The sequence below is a fragment of the Thauera sp. K11 genome (genome assembly GCF_002354895.1).
In the GTDB taxonomy this organism is placed as follows: Bacteria; Pseudomonadota; Gammaproteobacteria; order Burkholderiales; family Rhodocyclaceae; genus Thauera; species Thauera sinica.
On sequence record NZ_CP023439.1, the window covers coordinates 2376328 to 2392565 of the forward strand.

The 16238-nt window shown below is 65.5% G+C and carries 14 protein-coding genes and 1 pseudogene; 7 read left to right on the forward strand and 8 right to left on the reverse strand.

The features are described 5' to 3' along the window. Nucleotides 1-49 precede the first annotated feature (49 nt). Complete coding sequence (locus CCZ27_RS10370) at nucleotides 50-1192, forward strand: tetratricopeptide repeat protein (RefSeq protein ID WP_198363315.1); 1143 nt, start codon at nucleotides 50-52, stop codon at nucleotides 1190-1192. A 245-nt stretch (nucleotides 1193-1437) separates the two neighbouring features. Here CCZ27_RS10370 and CCZ27_RS10375 read toward each other — a convergent pair whose 3' ends face one another. Together CCZ27_RS10375 and CCZ27_RS10380 are read right to left on the reverse strand one after the other, a co-directional pair. Further along, a complete protein-coding gene (locus CCZ27_RS10375) occupies nucleotides 1438-1947 on the reverse strand; it encodes a PIN domain-containing protein (RefSeq protein ID WP_096447927.1) in 510 nt (169 codons plus the stop codon). 24 nt (nucleotides 1948-1971) lie between these two features. Beyond that, nucleotides 1972-3201, reverse strand: a complete 1230-nt coding sequence (locus CCZ27_RS10380; protein WP_198363316.1) for a helix-turn-helix domain-containing protein — start codon at nucleotides 3199-3201, stop codon at nucleotides 1972-1974. Nucleotides 3202-3283: 82 nt separating this feature from the next. Between CCZ27_RS10380 and CCZ27_RS10385 the strand changes: the two genes are divergently transcribed. The 4 genes from CCZ27_RS10385 to CCZ27_RS10400 are packed head-to-tail and all read left to right on the forward strand — an operon-like array spanning nucleotide 3284 to nucleotide 6308. Next, entirely contained in the window at nucleotides 3284-3646 is a 363-nt protein-coding gene (locus tag CCZ27_RS10385; protein ID WP_096447931.1) for a metal-dependent hydrolase, read from the forward strand. Between the two features lie 17 nt (nucleotides 3647-3663). Next, nucleotides 3664-4866: a nucleotidyltransferase domain-containing protein gene (locus CCZ27_RS10390; protein WP_096447933.1), complete on the forward strand. Its 1203-nt coding sequence runs from the start codon at nucleotides 3664-3666 to the stop codon at nucleotides 4864-4866. Between the two features lies 1 nt (nucleotide 4867). After that, nucleotides 4868-5302: a type II CBASS E2 protein gene (locus tag CCZ27_RS10395; protein ID WP_096447935.1), complete on the forward strand. Its 435-nt coding sequence runs from the start codon at nucleotides 4868-4870 to the stop codon at nucleotides 5300-5302. After that, nucleotides 5292-6308, forward strand: coding sequence for a CBASS cGAMP-activated phospholipase (locus CCZ27_RS10400; protein ID WP_096447937.1), 1017 nt, complete (start codon nucleotides 5292-5294; stop codon nucleotides 6306-6308). Before CCZ27_RS10395 ends, CCZ27_RS10400 begins: the two co-directional genes overlap by 11 nt. An 84-nt stretch (nucleotides 6309-6392) precedes the next feature. Here CCZ27_RS10400 and CCZ27_RS10405 read toward each other — a convergent pair whose 3' ends face one another. From CCZ27_RS10405 to CCZ27_RS10415, 3 genes are all read right to left on the reverse strand, one after another. Then, the gene (locus CCZ27_RS10405; RefSeq protein WP_157748537.1) at nucleotides 6393-7106 is read right to left on the reverse strand and encodes an IncC plasmid conjugative DNA transfer DtrJ family protein; all 714 of its coding nucleotides are present in this window, start codon (nucleotides 7104-7106) and stop codon (nucleotides 6393-6395) included. Continuing rightward, a complete protein-coding gene (locus CCZ27_RS23975) occupies nucleotides 7096-7299 on the reverse strand; it encodes a hypothetical protein (RefSeq protein WP_198363318.1) in 204 nt (67 codons plus the stop codon). The genes CCZ27_RS10405 and CCZ27_RS23975 overlap by 11 nt, the downstream gene beginning before the upstream one ends. A 70-nt stretch (nucleotides 7300-7369) precedes the next feature. Further along, complete coding sequence (locus tag CCZ27_RS10415) at nucleotides 7370-8566, reverse strand: IS256 family transposase (protein ID WP_096447943.1); 1197 nt, start codon at nucleotides 8564-8566, stop codon at nucleotides 7370-7372. An 834-nt stretch (nucleotides 8567-9400) separates the two neighbouring features. On the opposite strand from CCZ27_RS10415, the gene CCZ27_RS10420 reads away from it, so the two are divergent. After that, nucleotides 9401-10267 (forward strand): phage integrase N-terminal domain-containing protein, encoded by an 867-nt coding sequence (locus CCZ27_RS10420; RefSeq protein WP_096447945.1) that lies wholly within the window; start codon nucleotides 9401-9403, stop codon nucleotides 10265-10267. Nucleotides 10268-10432: 165 nt separating this feature from the next. On the opposite strand, the gene CCZ27_RS10425 is transcribed toward CCZ27_RS10420, so the two are convergent. After that, a complete protein-coding gene (locus CCZ27_RS10425; protein WP_096447947.1) occupies nucleotides 10433-11044 on the reverse strand; it encodes a DUF932 domain-containing protein in 612 nt (203 codons plus the stop codon). A gap of 38 nt (nucleotides 11045-11082) precedes the next feature. Here CCZ27_RS10425 and CCZ27_RS24295 point away from each other — a divergent pair. Beyond that, nucleotides 11083-11559: pseudogene (locus CCZ27_RS24295) on the forward strand (transposase); the annotation flags it as partial. 1062 nt (nucleotides 11560-12621) lie between these two features. Here the strand turns inward: CCZ27_RS24295 and CCZ27_RS10435 are convergent. Next, complete coding sequence (locus CCZ27_RS10435; RefSeq protein WP_096447951.1) at nucleotides 12622-14919, reverse strand: PDDEXK family nuclease; 2298 nt, start codon at nucleotides 14917-14919, stop codon at nucleotides 12622-12624. A gap of 38 nt (nucleotides 14920-14957) precedes the next feature. Further along, a complete protein-coding gene (locus CCZ27_RS10440) occupies nucleotides 14958-16232 on the reverse strand; it encodes an SH3 domain-containing protein (protein ID WP_157748538.1) in 1275 nt (424 codons plus the stop codon). Between the last annotated feature and the right edge of the window lie 6 nt (nucleotides 16233-16238).

Consider the following 16238-nt stretch of genomic DNA (forward strand, 5'->3'; position numbering starts at 1 on the left):
CGATTTCGCCGCCATGCCTTCGGCTGGCCCGTGGCGCTCGCAGCCCGCCGTGCAGCGCGTGCGGGAAGCTGTGGCCGAGATCCAGAAGGTCGCGAAGAAGGCCCCGGCGCTGGGCGCGGTCGGTGCGGTCCAGTTCCTCGAGAAGGTGTCGCCAGCGCTCGAGCAGGTCGACAGTTCCTCCGGCGCCATCGGCACCGCGGTCAATCACGCGATCGAGACCTGCGCGACGATCATCGCCGCCGCAGCGGCCGATGACCGAACGCGCGATCAGTGGCTCGAGCGGCTCTGGGAGGCGCATCAGAACGACGAGATTCCCTACATCGAGCGTCTGGCCAGCCACTGGGGCGAACTGTGCGCGTCCCGAGAACGTGCGTCTGCGTGGGCGGATCGCCTGATCGGCACGGTCGAGGCAGCATGGAGTTTGAACCGTAAGCCCGGCGGTTACTTCCACGGCACGATCGCCAGCCTCAGCGCACTCCTCCACGCCGGGCGCTACGAGGAACTGCTCGCCCTCCTCGACAAGGCGCCCACCTCGCTGTGGCATTACCGCGAGTGGGGCGTCAGGGCACTGGCGGCCATGGGCCGAAAGGCGGAGGCGATCCGCTACGCCGAAGCCAGCCGCGGGCTGAACGACAACCCGATCGCGATCGCACGCGCCTGCGAGGAGATCCTGCTTTCGTCGGGACTCGCCGAAGAGGCGTACACGAGATACGCGATCGCGGCCAACCAGGGAACGACGTTCCTCGCAACCTTCCGCGCGATCGCGAAGAAGTACCCGACCCAGGCGCCCGCGAAGGTCCTCGACGATCTGGTCGCCAGCACGCCGGGTCAGGAAGGCAAGTGGTTCGCCGCGGCTAAGGATGCCGGGCTGTACGACGAGGCGATCGCCCTCGCCCAGCGAACGCCGTGCGACCCGCGCACGCTGACTCGGGCCGCTCGCGACTTCGCCGCCACGAAACCCCGGTTCGCCGTCGAGGCGGGTCTGGCCGCCCTACGCTGGATCGCCGCCGGCTACGGCTACGAGATCACGGGCATGGACGTGCTCGCTGCCTGCTCGAGCACCCTTGATGCCGCCAGGAACGGCGGATGCGTCGATGAAACCGAGGGGCGAATCCGCGCGCTGGTCGCCGGTCCCCGATCGACCGCCAAGGACCTCATCGCCGCGTCGCTGGGGACACGAACGATCTCGTGATCTTGAATCCCATACCTGCGATGGCCGCGGCACCACGCGTGACCGCCGCAGCCATCCGCCTCGCCAATAACGCGCTGCCCGCACGACAACATCGCTGCTGTTAGCGTGCCAACGCAACGTTCATTGCCCGGCCTCGGGGCGGTGCTGCATCCGGTATTCGACGAGATGGCGATATTTGCTGTTCAGTGAAGATTGGGCGGCCACGCAGCTCCGATACCGATCGAGTCTCGGTGCCCGGCAAGCAGCTACAGGAGCTCGGAAAAGCTGCCGAACGACATCGCGTAGCGGTTCGCAGCGAGCACTGCCTTGAAGCTATCGGCCTCGGCAACCGAGATGCGCCCTTGTCGAATTGCAGCCAGGAGAATGCCCTCCGTACGCACGATGCGCTGCTCGCCGATCAGTTCCACGGCGCGCCGGCGAAACCGCTTCTTCTCGTCCGAAGCAATGTGACTCCCCATGGTCGCAGCGAGAGCGAGGCACGCTGCTTCGCCCTTGCCCATCACGTCGCGCAACTCGGCGAACAGTTGGAGCGACTCCATCGTGTCGACTACCGGCTGTTCGAGATAGCCCCCTGCCAGCGCTCCAGAGAGGGCTTCCCTCTGGTCCCGCTCGGTGATCTCGTTCACCACTTCCGCTGGCACGAGGAACCGATAGCCGTCGAGTTGGCCGAGAAGCGGCAACTGACCGATCCGAATCAGATTGATGAGAACGTTCGCGTCGGTGACGACGACGATTGTCTCGGCCTTCGTAGCCATGGGATGCGCTCGTGCCGCGACGGATCAATCCAGCTTCGCCGAGGCGAGCGCATCCGCAAGGTCGTTCCGACCGAGGTGGACCATGGCCGCGAGCTCCGTGAGCTTGCTGCGCGTGATCTCTTCACGCCGATAAGCCTCCAGGGCGAGGGCAAGGAAGCGCCGCCGGAAATCCTCGCGCGACGTGTCTTCCTGCGGCGCTTCCGGCGCCGCAAGGAAGTTCGCGAGCGCCTGACCTGCCCCACTGTCTTCGTCGCCCTTCAGGCGCTGGAACTCGCGCTCGTCGATCAGGCGCAGGTTCTTCATCCGATACAGCGCCGAGATTCGGCTCGCCCCGAAGTGGTGAGCGAGCAATGCGACGTCGTAGAGCTGAATGTCCTGAGATCCCGGCGCGGCGCGCTGCTCGACCTGCACCGCCTCGGCCTCGTCGAACACGGCGATCTGCGCGCGGCTTGCGCCGCCCTTGCCGAACGCGACCACGAACTGCTCCACACCCTCCGCCGGCATCAGGAACTCCGCGGCGAAGGCATTTGCCCGGACCTCCAGTAGATCCGATCGGTTCTCTGCCCGGCTGATAGCGCCGGCCCGGCCTCGATCCAGCAGGACGTGGCCGTACTCGTGAGCCAGAGAGAAGCGTCGTCGAACGGCTGCGTGCTTCGCGTTGATGACCACGAAGACGCCGATCGTTCCGTCGACGAGCGTCAGCCCCGAGATGTTCTCGGGGAGTGCGACGGCGCCGGTGCGCACGCCCTGGGCCTCCAGCAGATCGCTCAGGTCACCGATCGGCGCCACGCCGAGCCCCAGCCGCTGCCGCTCCTCGGTGGCCACCTTTTGTCCCTGCTGGATGGCGTCCCAGCGCGATTTCGGGGCGGGGAGTTCGTACGACGCGGTGAGCAGCTGAACCCGATCGATGCCGAGCAGGCGCTCGAGGTTGGTCAACTCGTGGCCGAGCGCCAAGCTGTCCTGCAACGCCTTCAGCAGGTCAGCCTGCTCTGCGAGTTGGGCGTCGGAGCGAAACAGCGCTGCGAGGGCGTCGCGCTCGACGAAGGACTCGGCGAAGAACGACTTGATGTCGCGCCCTACGGCGTGAGCGATTCGGTCCAGCTCCAGGCTGGAAACGGACCGGGTTCCAGCCTCGATCTGGCCGACCGCAACCCGGTTCAGGTCAGCGAACTCGCCCAACTGCTCCTGCGTAAGGCCGCAGGTTTCCCTGGCGGACCGGATTCGCCGCCCCAGCTCCTCTCGGGTCAGTCCCATGCGCACCCCCATGTGGCTTGAACTATGATGTCTTTTCTTGCTATACTTGTCAAGAAACGGATGATCAGAAAGGAAATTTGACATGAACGCTGCCACCCACCAGTGGACCGCCGCCCTCGCCGTAGGGGCCGTCCTGCATTCCGGCGAGGTCGAGCGCGGCGAGGCCACCGCGTGGCCCCTGGCCGGTGGCGGACTCGCCGCCCTGCTGACGAAACTGCCCGATGTGCTCGAACCGGCGGTCCATCCGCATCACCGCCAGTTCTTTCACAGCGTCGCCTGCGCGGCCCTGGTGACGGCCGGCTGGAAGGCTCTTCACGAGTGGCAGCCGCAGTCCGAGGAAGGCCGCTTCTGGCGCAAGGTCGCGATGATCGGAGCCGGCGCCTACCTCTGCCACCTCGCCCTCGATGCGCTCACCGCGCGTTCGCTTCCGCTGGTCGGGCGGTAGCGCCTTGGAGCACGGAAATGCACGCTGACCCCAGGTTGATCGAATTCGCCACGCACAAGCGGCGCATGCTGGTCGGGATTCTCGACGCGCTGTTCGCGCAGATCGACCTGACCGACAGCCAGTACGAGACGGCGAAGGCTCGCTACGAAGCCGTCAGCGCCTGGCTCGCCGAAGGCGAATCACCGTTTCTACAGGACGCCGCGATCTACGCGCAGGGATCGATCGCGGTGGGCACCGCCAACAAGCCGATCGGCCGCGCCGAGTTCGACGTTGACCTCGTTTGCCACCTGCCCTCCGTCGGCGCCACCTCCAATCCCGCCGCGGTCAAGGCATTGATCGGCGATCGACTCAGGGCTCACGCCACCTACGCATCGATGCTCGAAGAGAAGCAGCGCTGCTGGCGGCTGTGCTATGCGAACGAGTTCCACTTGGACATCACGCCCTCGATTCCCAATCCGGCATGCGGCAACGGCGGCGAGCTGGTGCCCGACAGGGCGCTGGCGGCGTGGAAGCCCACCAACCCAAAGGGATATGCGGCCCGTTTCGAGCAGTACGCAGCCCTGCGGCGTAGGTTGACCCTGCGCGAGGCCGCGATCGCTGCCAAGCGTGCAGACGTTGAAGATTTTCCCGAGCAGGAGATGCGCAAGCCTCCGTTGAAGCGGATCGTGCAACTTCTGAAGCGGCATAGAGATGTGTCGTTTGCCGCCCCTGGACGCAGCGAGCTCGCGCCGATCAGCGTCATCCTGACGACGCTCGCGGCGCGATCCTATGCAGACTGCATCACCCGCTTCGTCTACGCGGACACCTACGAGCTGATCCTCGATGTCGTGCGCCGCCTGCCGGAGTTCATCCAGGTCGGCGAGCGGAACGGAAGGCCGTTCTACTTCATCGAGAACGAGACCACGACCGGGGAGAACTTCGCAGACAAGTGGAATCTCGATCCGCGCCTCCCCCGAGCCTTCTACGGCTGGCACAGGGATGCGGTCGCCATGCTCGAAGGGCTGATCGCCCTCGAAGGCAAGGACCGACTCGGCGAGGCGCTTCAGAAGTCCTTCGGCGCGAGCCAGGAGGCCGTTCGCGCTGCAATGGCGCCGCTTGCGACGACCGTCGGCAATGCCCGTGCGGCGGGCTCCCTGCTCGTCGCGCCCAGCTTGGGACTCGTCACCTCGCCCGCCGTCGGGCGTGTGACCGTTCCGCCGCACACCTTCTTCGGCCGGTAGCTTGCGGAAGGTCCGCGATCCTTGGCTCAGCCCGGAACAGCAGTGGTTGCGTCTTCGGGCCAGCTTGGTGAGCCGTGGCCACGGCGTCGTGAAGCGGGGTGAGTTGATCTGGAATCTCGAAGTCAGACCTTCGCCCTTGGGCCGCCTGTACAAGGTCCGTATTCGCTACCGCCGTGCCGATACGCCGGAAGTTGTGGTCGTCTCACCCGACCTCAACGAGTTGGCGGACGGCCGCCCTCTGCCGCACGTGTACTCGACGAAACCAGTGCGGCTGTGTCTCTTCGATCCGCAGACCGCGGAATGGTCACCCGGCGCCGCGATTGCCGACACGATCGTGCCGTGGACCTACGAGTGGTTGTTCTACTTCGAAGAGTGGCTCGTCAGCGACGAGTGGAAGGGCGGCGGGCGTCATCCGGAGGTACGCGATGCGTCCTAGACGACGAATCCTTGCTCTCGATGGCGGAGGGATCAAAGGCGTCCTCGAGGCGGCGTTCCTCGATGCTGTCGAGACCGCAACCGGAAAGCGGATCGCGGACCACTTCGACCTGATCGCCGGTACGTCAACCGGGGGCATCATCGCGCTGGGGCTTGGTCTCGGTCTATCCGCGCGCGACATCGTCGAGTTCTACGTTCGGGAAGGGCCGCGCATCTTCGATCAGGCCGAACCGATCGGCGCGAACGGCATTGCGCAGCGGTGTGCGGCCATGCTGCGCAAGTGGAGGCGCCGAGGCCAACAGCTCGCGTGGCCGAAGTACGAGCCAGACTACCTTCGTGTTGCGCTGACGGCGGCGTTCGGATCGAAGACGCTCGGCGAGAGCAGGCTCCGCCTCGTGATTCCCGCCTACCACGGCGACAAAGACGATCTCTACGTCTTCAAGACGCGTCACCATCCTCGATTGCAGGTGGACTGGCGGGAACGAGCCGTCGATGTTGCTCTGGCGACGGCGGCTGCACCAACCTACTTCCGGGCGCATGTCATGCCGAGCGGTGCGCCGCTGATCGATGGTGGCATTTGGGCCAACAACCCAGCGGGCGTCGCCGCGGTTGAAGCGCGCAGCATCCTGGGCTGGAAGGACGACGACCTCTTCATACTCAGTCTGGGATGCACCGAAGAATTCTTCGATGTCCCGATCTCGGCCGGATACAAGGGCTTGCTGCTGAAGTCGAGTGAGCTGTTCATGCGCGGACAGTCCCGGGCGGCGGCGGGAACGGCGAAGCTTCTCAGCGGCCATACCGAGGCGGCCCCGCGGTACTTCCGGCAACAGGTCGCTGTTCCGGCAGGCAAGTTCTCTCTGGACCGCGTCGAGATGATCGACCGCCTGCGAGGCCTTGGAGCGAGCTGCGCACGGGACGCTCTGCCAACTCTGCAGGCGAACTTCCTGGACACGCCCGCCGAACCGTTCGTACCGGCCGATGTGAACGACTCCGCCCCGCGTCGTTGATCGCCTCCCGTGTCGGGCAGTCCTGACGCTGGACATTCGCGGGCAGCGACGACGCGTCGGCCAAAGCAGCGACGCACGACTGACCTACATGTGCTTCTTGTAGTACGCCCACTGCACGCTGGCCAGCCCGCCCAAGAGGGCCGCGCCGAGCGGCACGCACAGCTCCCACCGCACCGGCCCGGGCCAAAGCAGTAGGCAGACGCCGCCCAGCCCCAGCACGGCCACCTGCAGGTACTTGGCCCGGTGGTACAGGCCGGCCGACTCGCGTCCGCCGCAGGCCCGGCGGATCGCCCGCTGGGTGAAGCCGTCGGCGGCGCCGACGGAGTAGAGAAGCAGAAGCAGCGGCGCGAACCTGGCCACGATCGCCGCGCGCACCCCTAGCAGTTGGGTGCCGACCATCGCTGCGTCGATGCTCTCCCGGTGCGACACGTAGCTGCGCCGTATGACCGTGTCGGGGATCGACAGCGCCGCCCCGTTGGCGAACTGCGTTCCCATGTCGTGGACGCCGGTGGCTTCGAACACGATCGAGTACAGCGCGTTGGCGGGCGCGGTAATGGCGCCGGCGCCGGCACCCTGGCGGGCGGCAAGGGCAACGCCCTGCTCGAGGTCGTGCGCGAGCAGTTCGCGCAGGCGCTCGATCCCCTGCGGCCAGACCTTGAACACGAACGTCCAGTCGAGAATCCAGGCGCACAGCAGGAGCGCGGCCAACCCCAGCACCAGCGAGAAGGTCAGCTTCAGCGGGCTCAGCAGCACGCCCGCGAGCGCCCCGTCGTGGAAAGCGGCGTTCCTAGACGACACGCCGGCCCTCCGCCTCGACGCCTTCGTCCAGCCGATTCCACGGCCCATCGAGTCGCTCTCTCAGCGTCTTCCCGATCGCTGCCAGGCTCGTAGGCATCAGCGGATCGCGCGCTGCCGACGGCAGCGGCATGCGGATCTTGTGCAGCTGGCCGCCGTGAATGAGTGCGAAGGCCTCGCCCTTGGGCAGCTGCACGAGATCGGTCGGGATCGTGTCCCGGCGCGTGGTGTACGAGTCGTGAGTTCTGGTTCGGTCGGACTCGTGCTCAGTTGACGACGGCCGCCAGCCGAGCGGTTTGATTGTCGACGAGAGCGCGCAGCGGCTCAAGCGACATGTAGCGGCGCTGCAGCTGCCACTCGTCGTTCTGCTCTAGCAGCAGTGCGCCGACGAGGCGCACCACGGCGGCTTCGTTCGGGAAGATGCCGACGACGTCGGTGCGGCGCTTGATCTCGGCGTTGAGCCGCTCGAGCGGGTTGGTGCTGTGGATCTGGGCGCGGTGCGGCTTGGGGAAGCCCATGAACGCGAGCACGTCCGCCTCGGCGGTGTCCATCAACTCGGCGAGCTTGGGGAACTTGGCGCGCAGCTGGTCGGCGACGACGCGCCACTGCGCGCTCGCGGTCTCGAACGTCTCCTGGGCGAACGCGGTGTTGATCGCGGCGAGCACCATCTGCCGCTGACCCTTGCCGGCGTGCGCGAGCGCGTTCCGCAGGAAGTGCACGCGGCAGCGTTGCCAGGTCGAGCCGAGGACCTTGGCCGCAGCAGCCTTGAGCCCTTCATGTGCATCCGAGATCACGAGCTTCACGCCGCGCAGGCCGCGCCGGGTCAGCGAGCGCAGGAAGTCGGTCCAGAACGGCTCGGCTTCACTGGGACCGACGGCCATGCCGAGCACTTCGCGCACGCCCTCGGTATTCACGGCCACGGCGATTATCACGGCCTTGGAGACGATCCGGCCGGCCTCCCGGCACTTCACGTAGGTCGCATCGATCCACAGATACGGCCAGTCGCCTTCGAGCGGCCGATCGAGGAACGCATGCACGCGCTCGTCGATCTCGCTGCACAGCCGGCTGACCTGGCTCTTCGAGATCCCGCTCATGCCCATCGCCTTGACCAGCTCGTCGACGGAGCGGGTCGAGACGCCCTGCACGTAGGCTTCCTGGATCACCGCGGCGAGTGCCTTCTCGGCGGTCCTGCGGGGCTCCAGGAACGGCGGGAAGTAGCTGCCCGAGCGCAGCTTCGGGATCTTCAGGTTCACGGCGCCGGCGCGCGTCGCCCAGAGCCGCTCGCGATAGCCGTTGCGGCTGTTGGCGCGCTCAGGCGTTCGCTCGCCGTAGGCGGCGTTGCAGAGGTTCTCGACGTCGAACTCCATCACGCGCTCGACGACGTGCTGGATCATCTGCTTGAGGAGGTCGGCGTCGGCGCCCTTCTCGACGAGGTCGGCGAGTGCGATAGTCGGCTTGGTCATCGTGGTGCTTCCTTCAGTCAAGGCAAGGTGTGGTAACCCGACCTTAACCGAGAACCCACGATGGCCGCTGATCGCGCCCGCCGTGCCGGCCGGGGGCTACGCCCCCGGCCGGCACGGCGAATCAGCCGGCTCCTGCTCGTACACCACTTCCCGGGACGTCAGCCGCCCCCCCCCCAGTCCGCTCGCGCGGGCACCAGAGCCGGCCACATCTCCTGAAACCCGGCGGCCGAGTAGGCCTGGAGATACGCGTCAGGCATTGGCGACGAAGCGCCTGCACTGCCGTAGCCGATCTTGCGAGACCGTAGCGGCATCAACCGAGCAGCCTCTGCTGCAACTTCTGCCGCGCGCTGCCCCAGCACCGCTGCGCCAACCGCGTCGTCACTACGCGGCGCCAGCCAGTAGTGACGACGCGCACGCTGCCCCAGCGCACATGCGGTTTGTTGGGGCTGACGCAAGTGACGACCCCACGTGACGGCCTCCCTGGCGCGTCAAAGCCTCGGACCGTGCAACGCGGTCCGCACTCTGCCCGCTCCCCGCGGGCCACATCAGCCAGAGCGCCGCCCGGCGCACCCCGAGCCCTGGGGCAAGGGCTCGCCCGACGGATCGACTTCCCGCAGGAAGCGCCATCGGTGCCAACGCCGCGTGCCGCGGCAGCAAGCAATGACTCGGCACGAAACGGGAGTGGTGTCCCGTGTCCCTCGCGGTTCCCGCAGCGCTTCGGCGCCCGGGACGGACAGAAACACTGACCAGACTGAACGAACACCAGCGACAACGAACGATGGCGATCGAGGGGCAACCGCCAGGACGAGGAACGATGCCGTCAGCAGCAACCGAATGCGCAACCTGAACTACGAGCTGAAGCAGCTGTGCCGACGCAACCGCGACGGCAGCTTCGCGACGCAGCGCGACCGCGAGCGCGTGCTCGACCTGGTGGCCAGTCAGCTGCACGACATGGGCTACCGGCACATGGCCGCGGAGAGCCTCAAGCCCAAGCACGTCGAGCGCCTGGTCGAGCGCTGGCAGGCGGAAGGCCTGGCCGTCGGCACGATCAAGAACCGGATGGCGGAGCTGCGATGGTGGGCCGAGAAGATCGGCAAGCAGAACGTGATCGCGCGCGACAACGACCACTACGGCATCGGCAACCGGCAGTACGTCACCAACGTCAGCAAGGCGCGCGACCTGAACGGCGGCGAGCTGGCGAGGATCACCGACCCCTATACGGCGATGTCCCTGCGGCTGCAGGCGGCCTTCGGGCTGCGGCGGGGCGAGTCGATCAAGATCCGGCCGGAGTGGGCCGATCGCGGCGACAGACTGGCGCTCAAGGACACGTGGACCAAGGGCGGACGGGCGCGCGAGATCCCGATTCGCAACGCAGAGCAGCGCCAGGTGCTCGACGAGGCCAAGGCGCTCGCCGGCAGGGGCAGCCTCATCCCGGCGGAGCGCAGCTACGTCGAGCAGCTACGGCGCTTCGAGTATCAATGCGCGGCGGCCCGCGTGCACCGCATCCACGGCCGCCGCCACCAGTACGCACAGACCCGCTACCGCGAGCTGACTGGGTGGCCGGCACCAGCAGCCGGCGGACCGCGGTCGCGAGACCTCACGCCCTCGCAGCGCGAGCTCGACCGCGAAGCCCGGCTCACCATCAGCGAAGAGCTGGGCCACGAGCGCGAGCAGATCACCGCGGTGTATCTCGGCCGGTAAGCCTTCCGCCGGCACGAAGCGGCCGATCAGTCGGGCCCAACCGTCAGCATTGCTGACAGAAAAGAAAGCGCCCGGGCAACCGTGAGGCTGCGCCGGGCGAAGGGGAGAGATCTCGATCAGGGGCTGGCGTCCCGAAGCGCTGCCGTCGGCAGCACTTCGGTCGGCTCAGGCGGCGTGGGCCACCTCCTTCCAGTCGCCGGGGGCCAGCTCGATGAGCTTACCGCCGAGCGCCTCGAGCTCCGTGGCACGGTCGTAGTCGTCAACGTCTTGCGAGAAGTGCGTGACGGCGTTGACCAGGCCGTAGGCGCTCAAGTCGCCTTCGACGATGAGGTGCCGAAGCACGCCGGCACGCTCGGTGTCGTTGAGCGTGTAGCGGTCGGCCAGCACCTCGACGGACTTCACCGGATCGCCGGTCAGACGGATGTCGCGCGTCTTCTGCAACTTCTGCGCGACCTGCCGGAACGTCGCTTCGGAGACTGCCGCCTCGACCACGTCGCGCGCCTTCAGAAAGAAGGCCCGATCGTCGGCGGCGAGGGTGTCGTCCCTGAACACCTGGGTCGACTCCGCTTCCGTCGTCAGCGCACGCCCGACGTGCGTCTTGCGCAGCGCGTGGTCCGACGCGATCAGACCGTTCCTGCACACCAGCCGGAAGATCAATGGCTGCACCGACAGCGTGCCGCAGCCGACCTCCGAGTTGGTGATGACGATCCCGGCCTGCACGACGTCGCCGGGGGCGACATCGAACTCGACGCGGGGCGTCACGACCTTCAGGTACATCTTCGTCTCGGTCAGCTCGACCGATTCGAAGCGGGGACTGTCACCTGCCGCTGTACATCTTCTGCGGCGAGCATCTGCTGTGCGCAAAGCTGAGGCGCGCGAGCATCGACGCGAGTGCCGGGGCGCGAGAGGAGATCGAGCGGATCGTGACGGTGCTCCGTGCGCGCTGGCCGGAGGTTGCGATCGTGCTGCGTGCCGACTCGGGCTTTGCGCGCGACGAGCTGATGACGTGGTGTGAGAAAAACGCGGTGGATTACGTGTTCGGACTGGCCCGCAACGCGCGTCTGCGGCGGGCGATTGGGCGGCAGTTGCGCGAGGCGAAGCAGGCCTCGCAGCGCAGTCACCGGCCGGCGCGGCGGTTCCGCGACCTGACGTACCGCACACGGCACAGCTGGAGCCGCCGGCGGCGGGTGGTGGCCAAGGCCGAGCACACCGGCGACAAGGCCAACCCGCGCTTCGTCGTGACCTCGCTGTCGAAGGCGCAGTGGCCGGTGCGTGAACGGTACGACGACGTCGGCTCCACCGGTCGTTCGGAATGGCATGTCAGGAGCGCGCGAAAGGCCGGAGATGGCCGGGTCTTGCCCGCCATCTGGCTCGCCCGTGCGGCCGCTGTCAACGCAGTGCGGGCATTCAATACGCAGTGGCCGACGGCGCCTTACGGCTCGGGAATGAGCGGTCGCCAGGGCCGGCGATCTCCGACGCTCTCGCCGGCTGGATCGAGGCCCGGAGAACTCGCCGTTGATGATGAGGTTCCACAAATCAACGACAGGCGAGTCGTCGCATCCCCTGCCCTTTCATTCCCTTGCTGGGGCCGAGCGACGCACGGTTGCACCTCATTGCCAGGGAGCGCGGAGATTTGCCGTCATCGCGTCAAATCCGTCCATCGCCCGGAAACACGCATCGATGCTGGACTTCGCAATCAAGATTTACCGTCAACTCGAAAGTCGACCTGACGGTAAATGTCTGCCGGGAACTCGACGTGATCTTTTTACCGTCAGATTTACCGTCAGGTTGCAGGGCATCCCAGCGATAGATCTCGATAGACCTCGACAGACATTTACGCCTTGAATCAATGCATTGCGTCCCGTTTCCGATAGTTCTCGATAGACCCCGATCGATCGAGACCTACTCCCACTCAATCATCAACAGCTTCGCTAAGTCGTTGTCTGGCTTGATGCTCAGCTCGTAGCGCCCGAGTTTTACCGTCATCCTTACCGTCATTTTGACTGGGATCCCCAAGCGCAGCATTCACCATCAATCGACATCTATCGAGGACAGTCGGCGCTTCCACGATGGCCAGCTTTCGAGATCTATCGAGGTCTATCGCGTCCTCGCATGCGTTCCCCGAAGGCGTGAGCAGACCCCTTGCTCCTCGTGAAGAGATCAAGACGGCGCCGGCATCAAACGCCTTAGGTTGTTGTCGCATCGAGCCTTTAGGGCAGATTTTTTACCGTCACTGCGTTTCCGTACGAACGCAGCGCCACTGGCGATTGTCCTTCAGCTTCCCACGCATCAGCAGGCCAAGGCAACTTCCGTCCGCGTTGAAGTGACAGCACGACTGCGTACTGCTCAAAGCACTACTCGCGACTCGCAACATTCTGGGAATCCGCCAACTGCAGAGTGCGACCTCCACGCGTCGCGGTCCGCACATCCCACACAGCCTCCGTCTCAATGACCTCGGCGAAGCGTTCCGCGCTGAAGCCGTCGGGGTACAGACTCCAGCCGGACTCGCTTGCATCTGCTTCACGCGCCTCGTCGACTCCGTAGCTCCCGGAAAGCAGTCCTGCAGGATCGTTCAGCAGGTGACGATCGTCGCGAAGCGCGATAAGCAGCTCTTCGACGGAGACCTTCAGGAAGCCGCCGAACCGTTGGTGGTCGCATTCGATGCATGTGTCGGCGATCCACGCGTGTTGTCGGGTCGGAATCAGCCACTCGGACAACCCCAGCACCGCGCGAAACCCAGGATCCGAGGCGATGGCCACCGATACCGCTTCGACCTTGCGGCGAAGCTGCTGTCCGGCTTTGCGAAGCGTTGTGGTCGCATGCAACCACGCGTCCCGCTGAGATCGCCGCATGAACGTCGACTTCACCTCGATGACGAACAAATGCCCGCCGAGCACGGCGATCAGATCCACCTCGCCGGCGTCATCCGGGCCGCGCGGCGGCACCCAATTGAGCAGCGTCCTGAACCCGCGCTTCTCGAGCAGCCTGGCGAGCCCGGCTTCGATCCGCTGCGCCTCGTCGCGAGCCTGCCCGCGGCGAGCGCCGAGCCGCCTCAGGTTGTTGATCGCCGCGGTGCTGTTGTTCTGCATCCCGACGACCCACGGCAGCTGCACCAGCGTCGCCCCGAACTTGAGGACGGGCCGCTCGAACAGGTGGGGCTGAAGGCCGGGCTCATTGCGCTGAAGCCGCTCTGCCGTCGCGACCATGTCGTAGGTCCAGAAGTCCAGGATCGCGGATGCCATCCTTGGATTGCCCGCGGGCTCCGACTTCGTGACCGTCCAGCCGGTAATGTTGGACACCTTCGAGTCTCGGCTCGACCAGGTGAGTGGCATTCGGTTCTGGAGCCCTTCGCGCAGCCCGTCCATGGTCAGACGCTGCAGCGCTGCGACCCAGTCCCCCGATGCATCAAAGCGCTCTGCAAAGGCTGCCAGGAAGTCCTGCTGGAAGAACACCGACATCAGGTTGAGCGACAGCAGCGCCCGGAAGAGATCGACCGTATCTCCGGAATCGCACGTCACTTCGTCGGCGACACCGTATGCCTCACGCAGTCGAAGCTGCGCTTGCAGCGCCCGCAGCCATGCCAGCCGGTTTGCCTCAGCGCTTTCCGGTCGACCGATCTTCCATGTAGTGGGATCGGCGGCGACCTGCTCGACGTAAGTGTCAAGGGCACGGTGGAACCAATAGCCATGCAGGCGCTCGAGCTTCAGTCCGTCGCGTTGCCACGCGGCCCGCGCCGCCGGATCGACCTCGACGATCTCAAGCCGATTGCCCCGCCGCTCGAACCGAATGCCATCGTCGTAGCTGAACGCGTCGGAGGACCTGGAGATGAACTCGTTCAACTCGATCTGCGCGTCCATGAGCGCGTGAAAGGCGCGCAGGTTCCGAAGGGCTTCGCCCGCGCTCGCCGTGCCGGATTCGAAGAGGATCGGTCGAAGATGCCGCGCGAGCGACCTCCCGATGTTGTCGTCCGTCAGCTTTAGGGATGAGGTGCCGGCCTCTGCGAGCTTCCACGCGAGCAGATCGCCGAGTGCATCCCAGGTGACCTGGACATCAGCCCCAGAGGACGGTGCGGGCGCCTTTACGTTGAAGTCCTTTGGAACGAGCACTTCGAAGGCGTAGAGGCTGGCGTATAGCAAGAGCTCGAAGACCGACAACGCCGCGAGCTGCGCCTTCTGTGCTTCCAGCGCCGCGACCCGTTCGCGGTGCGCCCCGGTAAACACGTCGAGCACACCGCACAACTCGGCCACCGCTTCGCATTCGGACGCCGCCTCGTCCACCTCGGATCGTCGTGGAGAGTGCGGGTTCAGAACGAGCCCGGAATGCCTGACCGCGCGTATCAACGCCTCGGGCGCCTCGCGCGCGACCCGCGTCACCAATCGATCGGCAGTGACAGGCTCCTGCCCGAGGTACCGCGCCAGGGCGAGCGACATCGCTTCGGCGCCCCACGCGTCGGGAGGGCAGCCTTTCACAACGTCGCTAGACCAGAAGAGGCTGTCGCGCTCCTTCTTTGTGAGCTTCCTCTTGCCAACGGGTAACGGCTTTCCGTCGAGGTAGGCGGTCCCGACTCGCTCGACGGCGATCCGCTGCGAAACACCGTCGCCGATCAAGCGAACGAACAGGTCGTCGTAGTAATTCGTCGCGCGCTGAACCATGATCGGATAACCGGCATCGGCGATTCAGTGAGAGACGATCATGGGGTCGTCGCTTCTTCTTTGCCGGGCTTCTCGAAGTTGGCGGGCACGCGCTGGAAGTACTTCTTCAGTGCCCAGCCAGTGCGATGCTCCTGGTAGAGCCAGTGGTAGTACTCGAACTCGATCCACTTGCCGCGTTCCGAGATCGGCCGGACCACCTCTCGTGGCAGCAACTTGCCCTGAACAGCCGACCCGTGCTCCGGCTTGGACCGAACTAGGGCCACGCGATCCAAAACGACGAATCGCTCCTCCTGCCGTTTGGCTTCTTGCACCAAGGCCCTCTCCACCAACTTCGTGAGGGCATCGATCGTCTTTCGCTGCGCCTCCAGATTGGTGCCAAGCGCCTCGATCCTCTCGGTCTGCCCTGCGAGTGTTCTATCGGTCGCTGCCTGCCAGCGTGAAGAGCTGAGCTCTTGGTAGAGCGGGATCAGTACTGCCAGGATGAAACCCAATAGTGCCATCAACTCCAAGGTCTTGCGGCTGAGACCGAGCCCGTCTTCTTGCTGAACGAACTGGACGATGACTGAGCCATCGGCGTTGATGCCCATGGCGGCGAGCTGCGCCTTGATGCCCTCCGGCCCCAGCACCTTGGCAAGCGTGGCAGCAGACGCTGCATCGATGACAGGCAACGACAGCCTGCCCAATCGCTCCTGCAGCGCCTGCAACGCGCCAATCGAGTCGAGCAGGGGTTGAGGAACGATCCAGCGCTTGTTGGCCTCCTCGAAGCTCTTCATGAGCTGCCCGATGCCACTACTGACCGAGGCATCCGCAAGGATCTTCCGGGTGCTCTCGATCGAGCCCTCGATGTCCGCGTGCATGGCCTTCAGCACGGCACTGGATCCTGTGGCCTGCTCGATTAGCTTGGCAAACTGCTCCGAGGCGGCAAGCGGCTTTGCGAGGTCCTCCAGCATCCGCTGGATCGCACTGTCCTTCAGAAGCGAACTGCGAATGTCCTGAAGGGGTTCGAGCATTCTTCTGATGCTCTCTTGTTCGGTCCTCTGGACTTCCTGCCATCGCTTTGCCATCTGGACAGCCAGCGAATTCTCAGGAATGAGCAGCTTCATCTGTTCTGGCAAGGAGTAGGCCTGCAGCTCCTTTGCCTGCTTACTCATCTGGGCCGCAAGAGACGTGTCTCCCACCAGCTTCTTCATCTGCTCTGCGAGGCTGTGGCTTTGGGCCATGGCCGCCATCCAAGAGGCGCGCTCCAGTTCCATTCTGCGGAGTTCACTGGACACACTGCCGCCCAACAAGCTACCTATCTTGTCGAGTTCCAAGGTCTT